Source organism: Aeromicrobium sp., assembly GCF_047606445.1.
Classification (GTDB): domain Bacteria; phylum Actinomycetota; class Actinomycetes; order Propionibacteriales; family Nocardioidaceae; genus Aeromicrobium.
In genome coordinates, this window is the sequence record NZ_JASGEK010000078.1 from 1 (window position 1) to 17667 (window position 17667).

A 17667-nucleotide genomic window follows, 5' to 3' on the forward strand; every position below is an offset into this window, starting at 1 on the left:
CCCCCCCGTCTCGGCCCGGGGTCCGGCCATCTTTTTCTAGTTGGTCGCGCTTTTGCGCGGGGGGGGGGTCGCGCCCGCCCCCCACGCCGACACCGCCCGCGTGCTCGCCACGCAGACCCTCGTCGGGGCGGCCGCGCTGCTGGACGAGTCCGGCGACGAGGCCGCCGAGCTGCGTCGCCGGGTCACCTCGCCGAACGGCACCACGGCGGCTGCCGTCGCCGCCTTCGACGCGGCCGGGGTCGACGCCGGACTGCGCGCCGGAATCGTCGCGGCGGCCCGCAGGTCGGCCGAGCTGTCGGGCTGACGAGAGTGGGGTTTACGCTCGGGGGATGAGCGAGACCCCGCGCCCGTGCGTCGTCTTCGACGAGGCGGTGACGGCCTACGACTTCGGCGCGACCCACCCGATGGCTCCGGTCCGGGTCAAGCTCACGATGGAGCTCGCCGGGTCGCTCGGCGTGCTCGACCGGCTCGACCAGGTGGCCGCCCAGCCGGTCTCGCTCGACGACCTGACGGGCGTCCACACGCCGTTCTACATCGAACGGGTGGTGAACCTCAGCAGGCATCCGGTCTACGCCGACCCCACCGTCGGCCTCGGCACCGAGGAGAATCCGATCTTCGCCGGCATGCACGAGGTGAGCGCGCTGATCGCCGGCGCCAGCGTCGAGGCGGCCCGACGGGTGTGGACCGGCGAGGCCATCCGTGCGGCCAACGTCGCCGGCGGCCTGCACCACGCCATGCCCGACAAAGCCAGCGGCTTCTGCATCTACAACGACGTCGCCCTGGCCATCCGGTGGCTGCTCGACCACGGCGCCGAGCGGGTCGCCTACGTCGACGTCGACGCCCACCACGGCGACGGCGTCCAGACGATCTTCTACGACGACCCCCGGGTGCTGACGGTCTCGATCCACGAGGGGCCGCAGACGCTGTTCCCCGGCACCGGCGCGTGGACGGAGACCGGCGGCCGCGGCGCCCCCGGCTCGGCGGTGAACATCCCGCTGCCGCCCGGGACCTCCGACGCGGGCTGGCTGCGCGCCTTCCACGCCGTCGTCCCGCCGGTGCTGCGTCAGTTCGCGCCGCAGATCCTCGTCACCCAGCACGGCTGCGACTCCCATATGGACGACCCGCTGACGAACCTCATGCTGAGCGTCGACGGACAACGTCACTCCTACACGGCGCTGCGGGAGCTGGCCGACGAGCTGTGCGACGGCAAGTGGGTGGCCACCGGCGGCGGAGGCTATGCGGTCTCCGGCGTGGTCCCGCGCGCCTGGACTCATCTGCTCGGCATTGTCGCGGACTGTCCGATCGACCCCGAGGCGCCGACCCCGGCCGACTGGCAGCGGCTCGCCCGCTCGCGCACCGGGGAGTCGCCGCCGACCCGCATGACCGACGGCCGCACCGCCTCCTACCGCCCCTGGGAGTTCGGCTTCGACCCGGCCAGCTGGCTCGACCGCTCCATCGAGGCCACCCGCAAGGAAGTCCTGCCGTTCTTCGGCGTCGACCCGGGTTACTGACGCAAGCTCCTGTGACTGGTGTTCTGAGAGTGCCACAGGGGACTTTTGGGACCCGCCTCTCCGCGCGTTGTCCTCCGGCGGTTAGTCTGGAAGGCGTACCTAGCAGTGAAAGGGGACCGCAGATGGCGTCCGCTGGCGAATTCCTCACGATTGCCGAAGTCGCGGCTCAGATGCGCGTCTCGAAGATGACGGTCTACCGTCTCGTCCACAGCGGCGACCTCGAGGCCGTGCGCGTCGGTCGCTCCTTCCGGGTCACGCAGCAGGCGGTCGACGCCTTCATCAACCGTTCCTTCTACCAGGCGGGCTGACCCGGCCCGCCGGGGCCATCGAGCCTTTCCGTCGTGCGGCCGGTAGGCTGAGCCGTCATCTCATTTCCGTCAGACTGGGGAAAATCCGTGGGTTCTGTCATCAAGAAGCGACGCAAGCGCATGTCGAAGAAGAAGCACCGCAAGATGCTCAAGCGCACGCGCGTCCAGCGTCGTCGCCTCGGCAAGTGATCTCGCGTCGCCGATGAGCGGGAAGGTCGTTCTCGTCACCGGAGTGTCCGACTCGTTCGCGACGCTCGTGGCGCGGAGCCTCGCCGAGGACCCGACGGTCGCCAGAGTCGTCGGCGTCGACACGGTGCTGCCCGAGGGCAGCCTCGGCGGCGTCAAGTTCGTCCGGGCCGACATCCGGACGCCGGTGATCGCCAAGGTCATGGCGGTCGAGGACATCGACACCGTCGTCCACCTGTCGCTGCACCCGCAGATGCGCGGGCACGGCGGCGGCAAAGAGCTCAACGTCATCGGCACGATGCAGCTGCTGGCCGCCTGCCAGCGCTCGCCGATGGTGCGCAAGCTGGTGCTCGGCTCGTCGACGGCGGTCTACGGCTCCTCGCCGTGCGACCCGGCGATGTTCCGCGAGTCGTCCAGCGCCCGCGGCGGCGTCAAGACCGGTTTCCCGAAGGACATCGTCGAGGTCGAGTCGTACACGCGCGGCTTCGCGCGCCGTCGCCCCGACGTCCTCATCACCACCCTGCGCGCGGCGCACTTCCTCGACGCCGAGCACTTCTCGCCCATCGGCCAGTACTTCCGCAGCGCGGTGCTGCCCGCGGCGCTGGGCTTCGACCCGCGCCTGCAGTTCGTCAGCGTGCCCGACCTGCGCGACGTCCTCGTCGAGGCCGTCGCGCACGACCGGCCGGGCACCTTCAACGTGGCCGGCGACGGCGTGGCGCTGCTCTCGCAGATCGCCCGCCGACTCGGCCGTCCCGTCGTGCCGTTGCCTCCGGTCGGTTTCGCCGGGGCCGCGCGGCGCGTGCTGCGCGCCGTCGGCTCGGACATCACCCCCGACCTGCACCGGCTGCTCACCTACGGCCGAGCGGTCGACACGACGGCCCTGCGTGACATTTTCGGTTTCGAGCTGAGCCAGACGACCGAGGAGGTCGTCGAACAGTTCCGCGCCTCGGTCCGCCCGGGCGTCCTGTCGATCGTGGGAGGTCGGTCATGAGCGAGGATCCCCGCAAGAACATCGGCGCGAAGTCGGCCAAGCCGCGCGACGGCCGCTCCTCGCCCTCCTCGGCGGCCCGGTCGCTCGTTGGCGGCGACGCCAAGAAGGCGCCGGTCAAGAAGGCGCCGGCGAAGAAGGCGTCGGCGAAGAAGGCGACGCCCGCCGAGGCCAAGACGGCTGCCAAGAAGACGGCTGAGAAGGCACCCGAGGCCGCTCCCGCCAAGGAGAAGGTCACCCCCAGCGCTTCGGCCCGCAGCACCGCCACCGGCACCCGGCTGCGCGCGGTCACCGAGGACGATGCCGCCCGCGTGGCCGCGGAGGCCGCCGCCGAGGCGCAGCGTCAGACGCGCACGGCCGGCCCGGCCCCGGCCGCCGCGGGCATCCCCATCGGCGAGATCGTGGCCGCCGTCCTGGGCGCGAGTCAACGGGTGCTCGGCTCGGAGTGGGACACCCGGCTCGCCACGCTGTTCGCGGCGCTGCGCAAGCGGCTGAGCGGCGACTACGAGATCGACGAGTTCGGCTTCGACCCGCAGATCACCGAGGTCCTCGCCCAAGCGGTCGAGCCGCTGGCCGAGAAGTGGTTCCGGCTGGAGGTGCGGGGCGTCGAGAACATCCCGACCACCGGCGGCGCACTGCTCGTGGCCAACCACTCCGGCACGGTCCCGATCGACGGGGTCATCACCGGCTACGCGGTCAAGAAGCACAGCGGCCGCGACCTGCGCCCTCTCGGCGCCGACCTCGTCTTCTCGTTGCCCTTCGTCGGGCAGGTGGCCCGCAAGGTCGGCGCGACGCTCGCCTGCACCGACGACGCCGAGCGACTGCTGTCCGGCGGCGAGCTGGCCGGCGTCTGGCCGGAGGGCTTCAAGGGCATCGGCAAGCCCTACGCCGAGCGGTACAAGCTGCAGCGCTTCGGCCGGGGCGGCTTCGTCTCCTCGGCGATGCGCGCGCAGGTGCCGATCGTGCCGGTCTCGATCGTCGGCGCCGAGGAGATCTACCCGCTCATCGGCAATGTGCCGTCGCTCGCGCGCCTGCTCGGCGTGCCGTACCTGCCGATCACGCCGTTCTTCCCGCTGCTCGGCCCGCTGGGCCTCATTCCGCTGCCGAGCAAGTGGATCATCGAGTTCGGCGAGCCGATCCGCACCGATGCCTACGAGCCGGACGCCGCCGACGACCCGATGCTGTTGTTCAACGTCACCGACCAGGTGCGAGAGACGATCCAGCAGACGCTCTACCGGCTGCTGGTCGACCGGGGCAGCGCCTTCTTCTGACGGTCCGTCCTCCTCTGCGGGAGAGACGGCAGATGCTGGTGCGCAGCGGCACGTTCGGCAGAGGCCCGCTCAGTTGAGGCCGAGCAGGCCCGTGCCGCTGAGCAGCCCGTCGACCAGCGGAGAGACGAGGGGGATCTGCACGGGGACGTCCGTCGGCAGGTCGCTCGTCGGGGGGACGACGGGCGGCGTCGAGGGGTGGGAAGTCGGTGACGAGGGCACCGAGGGAGGCGGGCTCGCCGGGCTCGTGGCGTCCGCGTCCTCCGTCGAGACCTGCGACGACTCGGGGGTCGCCGTCGGCGTGGCGGGAGCAGCCGTCGCGGGTGACGCGGCGGGCAGCCGGAGCGGCGGGCACTCGACGCAGAGCGCGTCGGCCTGTCCGGCGATCTCCCGGATCGTCTGCATGGCGAGCGCGACCGAGGGGCCGGGGGACGCCTCGGAGATCCGGGACACGACTTCGGCCGACTCGCTCGCGAAGTCGCTGACAGTGCGCACCGGCTCAGGTGACCGGGACGCGTGCGCGGCGTCGAACAGGTGCCGACTGCCCGCGACAGCCTGCTCACGGAAGTCGTCGAGGGTGTCGGCCAACTGTTCCTCCGCGCCCTGGCCGACCAGGTACTGGGCTTCGGCGAGACGCTCCTGCGCCTGCGCCAGCTGAAAGTCGCCCCGAGCGGCATCGGAACGCTGCATCGACAGTTCGAGGTGCTCCACGCCGCGCTTCACGCCGTAGAGGAGGTCGCCGGGCACGGCGTGCGCGCTGGAGGCGACCACGCCGACGCCGCCGACGGAGACCACCGCAGCGGCGGTGACGCCGACCAGTCGCCGCCGCAGGCCGCGCTGACCGACGACCTGGCGCGGGGTGCGGGGCGTCGCGGGGCGGGCGAGCGCCGCCGGAGCTTCGGCGAGCAGCCGGGCGCGCAGCGACGAGCGGAAGTCAGCGCTCGGCGCGACAGTCGCCGCAGAGTCCCGCATCGCCTCCACCTGGGCGATCAACTCGTGCAGAGCCCGGTCGTCCACGCCGTGGAGCAACGCCTGATCGAAGGCGTCGGCTCGGCGTCCGCTCATCGTCATCGTTCCCGCCTCGTTCGCGAAAGGTGTTCCATCTGTCGAACGACGTCACAGGGGGTGGGGTTATGCGACGTGGCGCACTTCTCTTCGGGCGGCCTCATCGCAGATCTCGTGGGACGTTCTTGGCCAGACGGCGGACGGCCCGCAGCTGGAGTTGTTTGACCGCTCCTTCGCTGCGGCCGAGGGCCGCCGCAGTCTGCGCGATGGTGAGGCCCTGCATGAAGCGCATGAGCACACAGTCGCGCTGCTCGGGGGGAAGCTCGTCGACGGCCGCGCGCAGAAGTTCGTTGGTGGCGAGGACCAGCACCTCGTCCTCCGGTGTCGGCGGACTCGCCTTGCCCTCCGGGACGGCGTCGGAGACGATCTCCAGGCGGGAGCGGCTCGACTTGAAGTGGTCGGTGATGAGATTGCGCGCGATGGTGGTCAGCCAGGCGCCGAAGTCCTTGCCCTGCCAGCTGAAACGGTTGATCGCGCGCAGGCCGCGCACGAAGGTCTCGCTGGTGAGGTCCTCGGCGAGCTGGGTGGAGCCGACCCGGTAGTAGATGAAGCGGTAGACGCCGGTGACGTAGTGGTCGTAGAGCTGGCCGAAAGCCTCGGAGTCGCCGTGCACGGCCAGGTCGACCAGGGCGTGCAGCCGTGCCGCCTCGGGGTCGTCGCGCTCGGGCTCGGCCGCGGTCGAACCCGTCGCGACGGGGGCGGAGTCGACGGGGACCGCAGGAACCCCGAGGGCGGGCTCGTCGCGACGAGCCTCGCCTGCCGTCGGCGTCTGACGTGAGACGCCCGCCAACTCCCTCATGATCCCTCCCAGATCCCTCGCAGTCTAAACCGTCGTCGGTCCAATGCGCCAACGCGCGCAGGCACGAGGGGAAGGCCTCAACGGCGCAGGCGACGGGCGATCTGCCAGGCGGCGGCCGCGGCCCCGGCGGCCGCCGCAGTCCTCACGCCGGCCACGGCGACGCGACGTCCGGTGCGGTAGTCGCGGATCTCCCAGCCGTTCGCCTTGGCGTGTGCGCGCAGCGTCGTGTCGGGGTTGACCGCGCAGGGATGGCCGACGAGCGAGAGCATCGGCAGGTCGTTGCTGGAGTCGGAGTAGGCCGAGCAGCGGGCGAGGTCGAGGCCTTCCCGCTCGGCGATGGCGCGCACGGCCACGGCCTTGCCCTCGCCGTGCAGCATCTCGCCGACGAGGCGGCCGGTGTAGACGCCGTCGGCCTGTTCGGCGACGGTGCCGAGCGCTCCGGTGAGGCCGAGGCGGCGGGCCAGGACGCGGGCGATCTCCACCGGCGCGGCGGTGACGAGCCAGACGCGCTCGCCCCGGTCGAGGTGGGTCTGCGCCATCGCGCGGGTGCCGGGCCAGATCTTGTGCGCCATGTGCTCGTCGAAGACCTCCTCGCTGATCTGCTCCAGCTCGGCCACCGAGTGCCCCTCGATGAACGACAGGGCCGAGGCACGGGCCTTGGCGATGTGCTCGGGGTCCTCGACGCCGGAGATCCGGAAGTACGCCTGCTGCCAGATCGCGCTGGCGAGGTCGCCGGCCGAGAAGAAGTCGCGCTGGTAGAGCCCGCGCGCGAGGTGGAAGATCGACGCCCCCTGCATGATCGTGTTGTCGACGTCGAAGAAGGCCGCGGCCGTGGGGTCGAGGTCGGGGGCCAGCGCCACCTCGACCTCGGCCGCAGCGGCCGCCGCCTGTCCGGCGAGCACCGAGCGGGACTTCAGATTGGGGCGGCGGTCGGCGGGCGAGACCGGCTGGGGGGAGTGCGGGGGGCGACTCATGCCATGAGGCTACCGCTCCGGGGGACGGCTGGCGCCCGGATATGGAAGAGTGGCGTTTATGCCAGTGAACGTCAGCGAGATCCTCGGCGTCGCCGCGCGCCGCGACCCCGACGGCGCGGCGCTGATCGAGGTGCGCGGCGAGCGTCGCGCGCTCACCTGGGCCGAGCTGGACCGGGCCGCCGACGCGGTCGCCCGCAGCCTGAGCGCCCGGGGCTTGCGCGCAGGTCACCGGGTGGGACTGGTCATGGCCAACGGGGTCGACCTGGTCATCGCCTACTTCGCGGTGCTGCGCGGCGGCATGGTCGCGATGCCGGTCAACCCGAGGGCCACCCGGTCCGAGATCGGCCGCATGCTCGCCGACTCCGAGGCGCGCCTGGTGCTGGCCGACGAGGCCGCCGTCGACGCGGTGCGCGCGGCCGCCGCCGAGCTGCCGCAGCTGTCCGTCGTCGTCAGCGGCCCGGAGCCGGTCGAGGGGGAGATCGCCTTCGCCGACTTCCTCGACGCCGCTGTCGACGCCGCGCCCGCCGCCCCGGCCGACCCCGAGGCGCTCGCGGTGCTCCTCTACACCTCCGGCGCCAGCGGCACGCCGCGCGGCGTCATGCTCTCGCACCGGGCGCTGCTGGCCAATATCGCGCAGGTCGCCGAGGCGGGCGTCGTCGAGTCGGGCGACGTGAGCCTGGGCCTGCTGCCGATGTTCCACGTCTACGGGCTCAACTGCGTGCTGGGCCAGGCGGTCTTCCAAGGCACGCCGCTCGTGCTGGTCGACGGCTTCGACCCGGGCGGTCTGCTCGACCTGATCGTCGCCGAGAAGGTCACCAACGTGCCGGTCGCGCCGCCGGTCGTGGCCGCGTGGTCCTCACGGGAGGACTTGCGCGAGAAGCTCGCCGGGGTGCGGCTGATCGTCTCCGGCGCGTCGGCCCTCGACCCCGACCTCGCCGAGGACTTCCGGGCGTCGTCGGGCCACGCCATCGAGCAGGGCTACGGGCTCACCGAGGCCGCCCCGGTCATCGCAGTGACGGTCGGCGCCACCCGCGCCGAGGGCGGCGGTCCGAAGCCCTATTCGGTGGGCCGCCTGCTGCCCGGCGTCGAGGTGCGGATCGTGGAGCCGTCCGGGGGGCAGGAGGCCGCTCCCGGCGATCCGGCCGAAGTGTGGGTGCGCGGCGACAACCTGCTCACCGGCTACTGGCCCGACGGCGCCGGCGGCCCGGACGCCGACGGCTGGTACCGCACCGGCGACGTCGGCTTCCTCGACGACGACGGCGAGCTGACCCTGGTGGACCGGCTGCGCGAGCTGGTGATCGTCTCGGGCTTCAACGTCTACCCCAGCGAGGTCGAGGACGTCGTCGGCGACGTCGAGGGCGTGGCGCAGGTCGCCGTCGTCGGCCTGCCGCACGAGGAGACCGGCGAACAGGTCGTGGCCTTCGTGGTCACTGCGGCCGACGCCGACGACGCCCAGGTGCGTGAGGCGATCACGGCGGCGTGTGCCGAGCGGCTCGCGCGGTTCAAGCAGCCGACCGTCGTGGAGATCGTCGACGGACTGCCCTACTCGGCGACGGGCAAGGTCGCCAAAGGGCGGTTGCGCTCGCTCGCCCGCGGCGCGGCGCTCGGCCTGCGATGAGGGTTCCGGAGGCGGCGGGCCGGGCGCGGGTCGTCGTGCTGACCCGTCAGGGCTGCCACCTGTGCGAGGTCGCCGAGCAGACGGTCGCGGCGGTGGCGGCCGAGACCGGCGACACCTGGACGACGGTCGACGTCGACGCCGACCCCGAGCTGAAGGCCCGCTACACCGACGAGGTCCCGGTGACCTTCGTCGACGGCCGCCAGCACGACTTCTGGCGGGTCGACCCGGCGAGGCTGCGCGCCGCGCTGGGCGCCTGAGTTTTTCTCGCTCGCCTGACGCGCGTCGGGGCCATGCGAGCCCGGCGTCGTTCCGTCGTGTCCTGGCCCGGGTGACGGGGCTGTTGACCAGAGCGGGGGAGGTACGTCAGCAACCTTTCCGCGTGTTGGGAGGTGGACTAGGAACCTTTCAAAGGGGGCGTGAGGTCACTGAGCTACCTCCGCCCTCGAATTGGTCGCCACGTGAGACAGGTCACGTTTCATGTGACGATTTGGTGAACAACCACCGGCGCTCATAGACTGTCCGAGCGCCTGGGACCTGTCCCGACAGGGAAATCCTGAGGTCACCCGGCGCAGGAGCACTGTGACGATTCTGGCCTGTGTCGCCCCTCGGGCACGGCGTTGCCTGGACGGAGTGATGGCGTGAGCGTCCTTGTGGTGGGTATGTCGCACCGCACGGCACCCATCGAGGTGCTGGAGCGTGCCTCCCTCGACACCGACGACGGCGTGAAGCTGTCGCTGCAGGTGTTGGAGTCCCCGCACATCAGCGAGTCCGTCGTCATCTCGACCTGCAACCGCGTCGAGGTGTACGTCGAGGCCGAGCGCTTCCACGGCGCCATCGAGGAGCTGACCCGGCTCTTCGCCGAGCACGCCGGAGTGGGCCGCGACGACCTGGTCAACCACCTCTACGTCCATTACGACGACGCCGCCGTCGCGCACCTGTTCGGCGTCGCCTCCGGCATGGACTCGATGATCCTCGGCGAGAGCCAGATCCTCGGCCAGGTCCGCCAGTCGCTGCAGTCGGCGCAGGCCGAGTCCACCGTCGGCCCGGCGCTCAACGCCCTGTTCCAGCAGGCTCTGCGCGTCGGCAAGCGCGGCCACGCCGAGACCGGCATCGACCGGCTCGCGCCGTCGGTCGTCACTGCGGCCCTCGACGCCGCGGGCGAGGGCGACGCTGACACCCGCTACCTCGTCGCGGGCGCCGGGACGATGGCGAGCCTCGCCGTCCGCACCTTGGTCGAGCGAGGCGTCAAGCCCGCGCGCATCATGGTCGCCAACCGCACCTATCAGCGGGCCTACGAGCTCGTCGCGACCTTCGGCGTGGGCGCTGTGCGCTGGCAGGCGCTCGACGTCGAGCTGTCGGCCGCCGACGTGCTCATCAGCTGCACCGGCGCGGCGGGCGTCGTCTTCGACCGCGAGCGGGTCGCCCGCGCCACCGAGGGCGGCCGTCCGATCACCTTGGTCGACCTCGCCCTGCCCCGTGACATCGCCGCCGACGTCGTCGAGCTGCCGCACGTGCGCCACGTCGACATGAAGGTGCTCGCCGAGCGCGCCGCCGACTCCGAGGTCGTCGCCGACGTCGAGCAGGTGCGCCAGATCGTCGACTCCGAGGTGCAGAGCTTCCTGTCGGCCAAGGCCGCCGCCCGCGTCACCCCGACCGTCGTCGCATTGCGTTCCATGGCCACCGAGATCGTCCAGGCCGAGTCCGCGCGCCTGGAGTCGCGCCTCGGCGACCTGACCGACGACCAGCGCGCCGAGGTGCGCCACGCGCTCAAACGCGTCTCCGACAAGCTGCTGCACCAGCCGACCGTGCGCGTCCAGCAGCTCGTCAACGGGCCGTCCGGCCTGACCTACGCCGAGGCGCTGTCCGACCTGTTCGCCCTCGACGCCTCCACCGTCGAGGCCGTCTCCCGCGTCGGGGAGGCCTCATGACCACTCCGCTGCGCCTCGGAACCCGGGGCAGCCAGCTCGCCCGCACCCAGTCCGGCCACGTGGCCGACGCCCTGCGCGCGCTGACCGGCCGCGAGGTCGAGCTCGTCACCGTCAGCACCCAGGGCGACCGCTCCTCGGCGCCGCTCGACCAGATCGGCGGCACCGGCGTGTTCGTCGCGGCATTGCGCGAGGCGTTGATCGACGGACAGATCGACCTGGCCGTCCACTCGCTCAAAGACCTGCCGACCGCCGAGGACCCGGGCCTCGTGGTCGCCGCGATCCCTCCGCGCGAGGACCCCCGCGACGTGCTCGTCGCCCGCGACGGTCTCACCCTCGGCGAGCTGCCCGTCGGCGCCCGCGTCGGCACCGGCTCGCCGCGCCGCGCAGCGCAGCTCAACGCGCTCGGCCTCGGCGTCCAGGTCGTCCCGATCCGCGGCAATGTCGACACCCGCCTCGGCAAGGTCGACGCCGGCGAGGTCGACGCCGTGGTGCTGGCCCGCGCCGGACTCGCCCGACTGGGCCGGGCCGACGTCGCCACCGAGGTGCTCGACCCGCTGCAGGTGCTGCCCGCGCCGGGCCAAGGCGCCCTCGCGGTCGAGTGCCGCTCCGACGACACGGCGCTGATCGAGCTGCTGCGCGGCCTCGACCACGCCGACACCCGCGCGGCGGTCACCGCCGAGCGGGCGCTCCTGGCTGCCTTGGAGGCGGGGTGCACGGCCCCGGTCGGCGCGCTCGCCGAGGTGGTCGAGGGCGAGGAGCACCCTGAGCTCTGGCTGCGCGCCGTCGTGGCCGATCCCGCAGGAAACCCGTCCATCCGCCTGTCCGCGACCGGCGTCCCCAGCGACGCCGCCGCGCTCGGCCGACAGCTCGCCACCGAGATGTTGTCCGAGGGAGCCGACCAGATCATGTCCCCAGCGGTCTGATCGGCGCCGACCCGACACCCCCAACGCAGACCCGTTCTGCCCAGTGAGGAAAGAAAACGTGACCACCACCACCGCGACGCCGGAGGCCCCCGTGACCGAGCAGGCGCCCCCCGCCAAGAAGGCGACCAAGCCGAGCAAGCCACTCGGTCGCGTCAGCTTCGTCGGCGCCGGTCCGGGCGACGCCCGCCTGCTGACCGTCCGCGCGGCCGAGCTGCTGGCCCAGGCCGACGTCGTCATCACCGAGCTGCCCGAGCAGGCCTCCTTGGTGACCACCGAGGCCGAGGTCGTCGACGGCGGCCGTGACGACAAAGGCGAGCCGCTCACCCACGCGCAGCGCGGCCGCCTCGTCGTGCGCCACGCCAAGACCGGCGCCCACGTCGTGCGGCTCATCAGCGGCGACCCCTTCACCTACGCCACCGGCCCCGAGGAGGCCGCCGCCTGCGCGAAGGCCGGCATCGAGTTCGAGATCGTGCCGGGCATCTCCTCGGTGCAGGCCGTCCCGGCCTACGCGGGCGTGCCGCTGACCAACCGTCAGCACCGCGAGTTCCGGGTGGTCAGCGTCGGCGACGCCAACGTCGTCTGGGCCGAGCTCGGCGGCGACGACACCCTCGTGCTGTTGTCGGCCGTCGCGCGCATCGGCGAGGCCGCCGAGGGCCTGATCGCCGCCGGCCGCTCGCCCAAGACCCCGGTCGCGATGACCCGCGTCGGCACCACCACCGAGCAGTCGACCGTCGTCTCGACGCTCGCCGACATCGCCGCCGACGCCGCCGTCGCGGGCATGAGCGCCCCGGCGATCACCGTCGTCGGCGAGGTCGTGCAGATGCGCGAGGCGCTGTCGTGGTTCGAGACCAAGCCGCTGTACGGCTGGCGCATCCTCGTGCCGCGCACCAAGGAGCAGTCGGCGGGCCTGGCCGCCCGTCTGCGCGGCTACGGCGCGGTCTCCGAGGAGGTGCCGACCATCTCGGTCGAGCCGCCGCGCAACCCGCAGCAGATGGACAAGGCCGTCCGCGGCCTCGTCGAGGGCCGCTACGAGTGGGTCGCCTTCACCAGCGTCAACGCCGTCAAGGCCGTCCGGGAGAAGTTCGAGGAGTACGGCCTCGACGCCCGCGCGTTCTCCGGTCTGAAGATCGCCGCCGTCGGCGAGAAGACCGCCGAGGCCGTCGGCACCTGGGGCATCAAGCCCGACCTCGTGCCGTCCGGCGAGCAGAGCGCCCGCGGACTGGTCGAGGACTGGCCGCCCTACGACGAGACGCTCGACCCGATCAACCGGGTCTTCCTGCCGCGCGCCGACATCGCGACCGAGACGCTGGTCGCGGGCCTGATCGAACTCGGCTGGGAGGTCGACGACGTCACGGCCTACCGCACCGTCCGGGCGGCCCCGCCGCCCGCGCCCACGCGCGACGCGATCAAGTCGGGCAAGTTCGACGCCGTCCTGTTCACGTCGAGTTCGACGGTGCGCAACCTCGTCGGCATCGCCGGCAAGCCGCACCCGTCGACGGTCATCGCCTGCATCGGCCCGGCCACGGCCAAGACCGCCGAGGAGCACGGCCTGCGGGTCGACGTGCAGGCCGAGACGCCGTCGGTCGAGGTGCTCGCCGACGCCTTGGCGGCCTTCGGCGCGGAGCGTCGGGTGGCGATGATCGAGGCGGGCGAGCCGGTGACCCGGCCGTCGCAGCGCACGAAGACCTCGCGTCGTAAGAGCTGATCGCGTGTTCCCGGCCGACCGGCCCCGACGTCTGCGCGCCACTCCCGCGATGCGGGGGCTGGTGAGTGAGACGCGGACCGAGCCCTCGCAGCTCGTCCTTCCGCTCTTCGTCGCCGAGGGGCTGGCCGAGCCGCGTCCGATCGGCTCGATGCCGGGAGTCGTGCAGCACACGCGCGAGACCGCGCGCCGGGCGATCGCCGAGGCGGCCGAGCTGGGGCTCGGCGGCGTCATGCTGTTCGGCGTGCCCGAGCGCAAGGACGCGGTCGGCTCCGGGGCGTTGGACCCGGACGGCGTCTTGAACGTCGCCGTCGCCGACGCGCGCGCCGAGGTCGGCGACGCGCTGGTGGTGATGAGCGACCTCTGTCTCGACGAGTTCACCGACCATGGCCACTGCGGCGTGCTCGACGCCGAGGGTCGGGTCGACAACGACGCCACGCTGGAGGTCTACGGACGGATGGCGGTGGCGCAGGCCGAGGCCGGGGCGCACATGGTCGGCCCCAGCGGCATGATGGACGGCCAGGTCGGCGTCGTCCGCGCGGCGCTGGAGGCCGCCGGGCACACCGACGTGGCGATCCTGGCGTACGCCGCGAAGTACGCCTCGGCCTTCTACGGGCCGTTCCGCGAGGCCGTCGACTCCTCCTTGCAGGGCGACCGCCGGACGTACCAGCAAGACCCCGCGAACGCCCGTGAGGCGTTGCGCGAGGCGCTGCTCGACGTGGCTGAGGGCGCGGACGTCGTCATGGTCAAGCCCGCCTTGGGCTACCTCGACCTGCTGCCGTTGATCCGCAGCCACGTCACGGTGCCGGTCGCCGCCTACAACGTCTCCGGCGAGTACTCGATGGTCGAGGCCGCCGCCGAGCGGGGCTGGATCGACCGTGACCGCGCCATCGACGAGACGATCACCTCGATCCGTCGCGCGGGCGCCGACATCGTGCTCACGTATTGGGCCGCCAAGGTCGCCCGCCGCCGGCGCTGAGCCGACCGGCCTGCCCCAGACGCACCACGCCCCCGCGTCGGGAGGGAGTGACGCGGGGGCGTGGCGTGGTTCGAGCGCTGGGGTCAGCCGACCTTCAGCAGATCGCTGATGCAGTTGCTCAGGCCGATCAAGTCGAGCGCGGAGACGCCGTTGGCCACACACAGCGTCTTAGCCTCGGCCCAGGTGGTCACCGCCGGGATGTCGCCCTCGGTGATGTCCTCGACCAGCTGGGTGACGTTGCCCGAGCTGCTGGCCGTCGGAGCGGCGGTGGTCGGCTGCGGCGTCGAGCCGGAGGACGAGGTCGACTTCGGCGTCGTCGTCGTGCTCGGGGTGGTCGACGACGACGTGCTGCCGGACGTCTCCGTGGCCGTCGGGGTTGCCTTGGCCTGCTGCTCGGCCGCGATGGCCGCCTGGCGGTCGCTCTCCGAGATCGACTGGTCGGAGCCACGGTGGACGAGCGGGGCCGACGAGCCGACGGTGTTCGGGGCGGCGGTGTAGTTGCCCTGCGCGTACGCGTCGGCGATGGCGATCACCGTGCTGGCGTAGGAGTCGGACTGGTTGTACCGCAGCACCGCAGTGCGCAGGCCGTCGGGCGTGGACAGGTCGCCGGGGCCGGCGCACAGGTAGATGCCCGCCGAGGTGGCCGCGTCGTCGACGTCCTGGGGGTTCTTCGCGCCGTCGTTGTCGGCGTCGACGCCGACCGATTTCCAGGTGCCCGGGATGAACTGCATCGGGCCGACCGCGCGGTCGTAGACCGGGTCCTGGTCGAGCGCGCCGCCGTCGGTGTCGGAGATCTTGGCGAAGCCGCTGGAGCCGTCGAGCTGCGGGCCGTAGATGCCCGGCGTGGCCGCGCCCGAGGCGTCGAGCGAGTTGCCGTTGATGCGGCCGTGGTTGGACTCGACGCGGCCGATGGCGGCGAGCACGCTCCAGGGCAGCTTGCAGCCGGCGTCGGCCTGCGCGAGCAGGGTCTCGGCACGCTTGTAGGCCGAGAGTGCGGCGTTGGGGATGCCGTCGGTCGAGAGAGTCGCCACCGTTCCCTCGGTGCCGGCGCGCGGGTCGATGCCGGCCGGCGTCTCCTGGACGCTGGCCGGGTCGTCGAAGGCGGTGCTGGGGACCGCAGGGATGTCACTGTCGCTCTGACCGTCGACAGCAGAGGCCAAGCCTGAGTTGGCGAGGGCCACGCCCCACGCCCCCACCAGAACGGCCATCGGCACCAGCGCGCCGGCCTTCTGCCACCGGGTCAACTTTCCTGCCCGCATTGAGATCCCTCCGGTCGAAGATCCCGACCTTCGGGATCACGCCGCTGACTATGTTAACTGGATGTGACACCCAGCGCCACAGAGCGGCGGCACTCGTTCAACGATCCATGGTGACGGGGGTTACGCGAGGAGTCGGACGCGAGGTCCTCGTCGGCCCGCCGAGGTCGATGCGACGATGGGGGAATGGACGAGTCGACGCAGGTCAGCGGGTCAGAGGCGTTGTTTGCGCGAGCGCGGGCGGTGTCGCCGGGCGGGGTGAACTCGCCCGTGCGCGCGTTCGGAGCGGTCGGCGGCACACCGCGGTTCATGCGCTCCGGCGCGGGGGCCTGGCTGACCGACGTCGACGGGAACCGCTACGTCGACCTCGTCGGCTCCTGGGGGCCGATGCTGCTCGGCCACGCCCACCCGGCGGTGCTCGCCGCCGTCGCCGAGACGGCCGCGCGCGGCACCTCCTTCGGCACGCCGAGCGAGCCGGAGGTGGCGCTCGCCGAGGAGATCGTGGCGCGCACGCCGGTCGAGCGGGTCCGGCTCGTGTCGTCGGGCACCGAGGCGACGATGTCGACGCTGCGGCTGGCCCGCGCGGCCACCGGCCGCGACCTCGTCGTGAAGTTCGCCGGCTGCTACCACGGCCACGTCGACCCGCTGCTGGCCCAGGCGGGCTCGGGGGTCGTCACGCTGGGCCTGCCCGGCACCCCCGGCGTGCCCGACCACGTCGCCGCCGACACGATCGTGCTGCCCTACAACGACCGCGCGGCCGTCACGGCGGCCTTCGCCGAGCACGGCGACGAGATCGCCTGCCTGATCACCGAGGCCGCCCCCGGCAACATGGGCGTCGTCCCGCCCGAGCCCGGCTTCAACGCCTTCCTCGCCGCCACCTGCCGCCAGCACGGCGCGCTCTTCGTCAGCGACGAGGTGATGACCGGCTTCCGGGTCACCCGCTCGGGCCAGTGGGGCCTCGACGGCGCGGTCGAGGGCTGGACGCCCGACCTGCTCACCTTCGGCAAGGTGATGGGCGGCGGCTTCCCGGCGGCGGCCTTCGGCGGACGGGCCGAGCTGATGGACCTGCTCGCCCCGTCCGGCCCCGTCTACCAGGCCGGCACGCTGTCGGGCAATCCCGTCGCCACGACCGCCGGTCTCACCACGCTTCAGCACGCGACACCGGAGGTCTACGAACGGCTGCTGTCGTTCTCCGGCCAACTCCAGAGCGCCGTGTCGCAGGCGCTCAGCGCGGCGGGCGTGGCCCACGCGATCCAGACCGCCGGGTCGATGTTCAGCGTGTTCTGGGGGGTCGACGGCGCCCGCGACTTCGACGAGGCGCAGGCCCAGGAGGCGTGGCGCTACCGGGCCTTCTTCCACGCGATGCTCGACGCCGGGGTGTACCTGCCGCCCAGCGCCTTCGAGGCCTGGTTCGTCTCGGCGGCGCACGACGAGGAGGCGCTCTCTAGAATCGTGGCGGCGTTGCCCGTCGCCGCGACCGCCGCGGCCGCCGCCACCCCGAGCGAGTAAGAGGACAGATGAGCGTTCGCACCATCGTGCACCTGATGCGTCACGGAGAGGTCCACAACCCCGACGGCGTCCTGTACGGGCGGCTGCCCGAGTTCTACCTGAGCGACCTCGGCCACGAGATGGCCCGCCGCTCCGGCGCCTACCTGGCCGAGCGCGACGTCACGCACCTGGTCGCCTCGCCGTTGGAGCGCGCCCAGCAGACCGCGCAGCCGCTCGCCGAGGCCAAGGACCTGCGGATCGCCACCGACGACCGGGTCATCGAGGCGGGCAACCAGTTCGAGGGCAAGGTCGTCGGCGTCGGTCCGAAGGCCTTCTTGAAGCCGTCGAACTGGTGGCTGCTGCGCAATCCGTGGAAGCCGTCGTGGGGCGAGCCGTACACCGAGATCGCCGAGCGCATGAAGATCGCCGTCGTCGACGCGCGTGAGGCCGCCCGCGGCCACGAGGCCGTCATCGTGTCGCACCAGCTGCCCGTGTGGGTGGCGCGCCTCGCCTTCGAGGGCAAGCCGTTCGCGCACGACCCCCGTAACCGCGAGTGCACGCTCGCCAGCGTCACCAGCCTGATCTTCGACGACGACACGTACGTCGGTTTCGAGTACGCCGAGCCGTCGGCCGACCTGCTGCCCGACAGCGGCGACTTCGTCGGCGGCGCCTGA

Annotated in this window: 18 protein-coding genes; 14 read left to right on the forward strand and 4 right to left on the reverse strand. The window is 72.3% G+C overall.

The window, feature by feature from the left end; translation table 11 throughout:
- Window positions 1–52 precede the first annotated feature (52 nt).
- The 6 genes from QM621_RS14170 (at window position 53) to QM621_RS14195 (ending at window position 4264) form a co-directional block, all read left to right on the forward strand.
- Window positions 53–304 (forward strand): pyrroline-5-carboxylate reductase family protein, encoded by a 252-nt coding sequence (locus QM621_RS14170; RefSeq protein WP_414991095.1) that lies wholly within the window; start codon window positions 53–55, stop codon window positions 302–304.
- 25 nt (window positions 305–329) lie between these two features.
- On the forward strand, window positions 330–1511 hold the full coding sequence (locus QM621_RS14175) for an acetoin utilization protein AcuC (RefSeq protein WP_414991035.1): 1182 nt from the start codon (window positions 330–332) through the stop codon (window positions 1509–1511).
- Window positions 1512–1633: 122 nt separating this feature from the next.
- Window positions 1634–1819, forward strand: coding sequence for a helix-turn-helix domain-containing protein (locus tag QM621_RS14180; RefSeq protein WP_414991036.1), 186 nt, complete (start codon window positions 1634–1636; stop codon window positions 1817–1819).
- Window positions 1820–1906: 87 nt separating this feature from the next.
- The gene (locus tag QM621_RS14185) at window positions 1907–2008 is read left to right on the forward strand and encodes a 30S ribosomal protein bS22 (RefSeq protein WP_019143756.1); all 102 of its coding nucleotides are present in this window, start codon (window positions 1907–1909) and stop codon (window positions 2006–2008) included.
- 13 nt (window positions 2009–2021) lie between these two features.
- Complete coding sequence (locus QM621_RS14190) at window positions 2022–2996, forward strand: NAD-dependent epimerase/dehydratase family protein (protein WP_414991037.1); 975 nt, start codon at window positions 2022–2024, stop codon at window positions 2994–2996.
- Window positions 2993–4264, forward strand: coding sequence for a lysophospholipid acyltransferase family protein (locus QM621_RS14195; RefSeq protein WP_414991038.1), 1272 nt, complete (start codon window positions 2993–2995; stop codon window positions 4262–4264). The genes QM621_RS14190 and QM621_RS14195 overlap by 4 nt, the downstream gene beginning before the upstream one ends.
- 69 nt (window positions 4265–4333) lie before the next feature.
- On the opposite strand, the gene QM621_RS14200 is transcribed toward QM621_RS14195, so the two are convergent.
- The 3 genes from QM621_RS14200 to QM621_RS14210 all read right to left on the reverse strand — a co-directional run bounded on the left by QM621_RS14200 (window position 4334) and on the right by QM621_RS14210 (window position 7099).
- Window positions 4334–5326 carry a DUF5667 domain-containing protein gene (locus tag QM621_RS14200; protein ID WP_414991039.1) on the reverse strand — a complete coding sequence of 331 codons (993 nt, stop codon included), beginning with the start codon at window positions 5324–5326 and terminating at the stop codon, window positions 4334–4336.
- A gap of 100 nt (window positions 5327–5426) precedes the next feature.
- On the reverse strand, window positions 5427–6125 hold the full coding sequence (locus QM621_RS14205) for a sigma-70 family RNA polymerase sigma factor (protein ID WP_414991040.1): 699 nt from the start codon (window positions 6123–6125) through the stop codon (window positions 5427–5429).
- A 77-nt stretch (window positions 6126–6202) separates the two neighbouring features.
- Window positions 6203–7099, reverse strand: a complete 897-nt coding sequence (locus QM621_RS14210; protein ID WP_414991041.1) for an HAD family hydrolase — start codon at window positions 7097–7099, stop codon at window positions 6203–6205.
- A gap of 58 nt (window positions 7100–7157) precedes the next feature.
- Between QM621_RS14210 and QM621_RS14215 the strand changes: the two genes are divergently transcribed.
- The 6 genes from QM621_RS14215 to hemB all read left to right on the forward strand — a co-directional run bounded on the left by QM621_RS14215 (window position 7158) and on the right by hemB (window position 14249).
- A complete protein-coding gene (locus tag QM621_RS14215; RefSeq protein WP_414991042.1) occupies window positions 7158–8717 on the forward strand; it encodes a class I adenylate-forming enzyme family protein in 1560 nt (519 codons plus the stop codon).
- Window positions 8714–8974, forward strand: coding sequence for a glutaredoxin family protein (locus tag QM621_RS14220; RefSeq protein ID WP_414991043.1), 261 nt, complete (start codon window positions 8714–8716; stop codon window positions 8972–8974). Before QM621_RS14215 ends, QM621_RS14220 begins: the two co-directional genes overlap by 4 nt.
- A 381-nt stretch (window positions 8975–9355) precedes the next feature.
- Window positions 9356–10645: a glutamyl-tRNA reductase gene (locus QM621_RS14225; protein ID WP_414991044.1), complete on the forward strand. Its 1290-nt coding sequence runs from the start codon at window positions 9356–9358 to the stop codon at window positions 10643–10645.
- Window positions 10642–11568 carry a hydroxymethylbilane synthase gene (gene hemC, locus QM621_RS14230; RefSeq protein WP_414991045.1) on the forward strand — a complete coding sequence of 309 codons (927 nt, stop codon included), beginning with the start codon at window positions 10642–10644 and terminating at the stop codon, window positions 11566–11568. Before QM621_RS14225 ends, hemC begins: the two co-directional genes overlap by 4 nt.
- Window positions 11569–11626: 58 nt before the next feature.
- On the forward strand, window positions 11627–13273 hold the full coding sequence (locus tag QM621_RS14235) for a uroporphyrinogen-III synthase (protein ID WP_414991046.1): 1647 nt from the start codon (window positions 11627–11629) through the stop codon (window positions 13271–13273).
- Window positions 13274–13277: 4 nt separating this feature from the next.
- Window positions 13278–14249, forward strand: coding sequence for a porphobilinogen synthase (hemB, locus tag QM621_RS14240; RefSeq protein ID WP_414991047.1), 972 nt, complete (start codon window positions 13278–13280; stop codon window positions 14247–14249).
- Window positions 14250–14332: 83 nt separating this feature from the next.
- Here the strand turns inward: hemB and QM621_RS14245 are convergent, their stop codons facing one another.
- On the reverse strand, window positions 14333–15508 hold the full coding sequence (locus QM621_RS14245; RefSeq protein WP_414991048.1) for a lytic transglycosylase domain-containing protein: 1176 nt from the start codon (window positions 15506–15508) through the stop codon (window positions 14333–14335).
- Between the two features lie 183 nt (window positions 15509–15691).
- Between QM621_RS14245 and hemL the strand changes: the two genes are divergently transcribed.
- Both hemL and QM621_RS14255 read left to right on the forward strand, forming a co-directional pair.
- A complete protein-coding gene (hemL, locus tag QM621_RS14250; RefSeq protein WP_414991049.1) occupies window positions 15692–17014 on the forward strand; it encodes a glutamate-1-semialdehyde 2,1-aminomutase in 1323 nt (440 codons plus the stop codon).
- Window positions 17015–17022: 8 nt separating this feature from the next.
- The gene (locus QM621_RS14255) at window positions 17023–17667 is read left to right on the forward strand and encodes a histidine phosphatase family protein (protein WP_414991050.1); all 645 of its coding nucleotides are present in this window, start codon (window positions 17023–17025) and stop codon (window positions 17665–17667) included.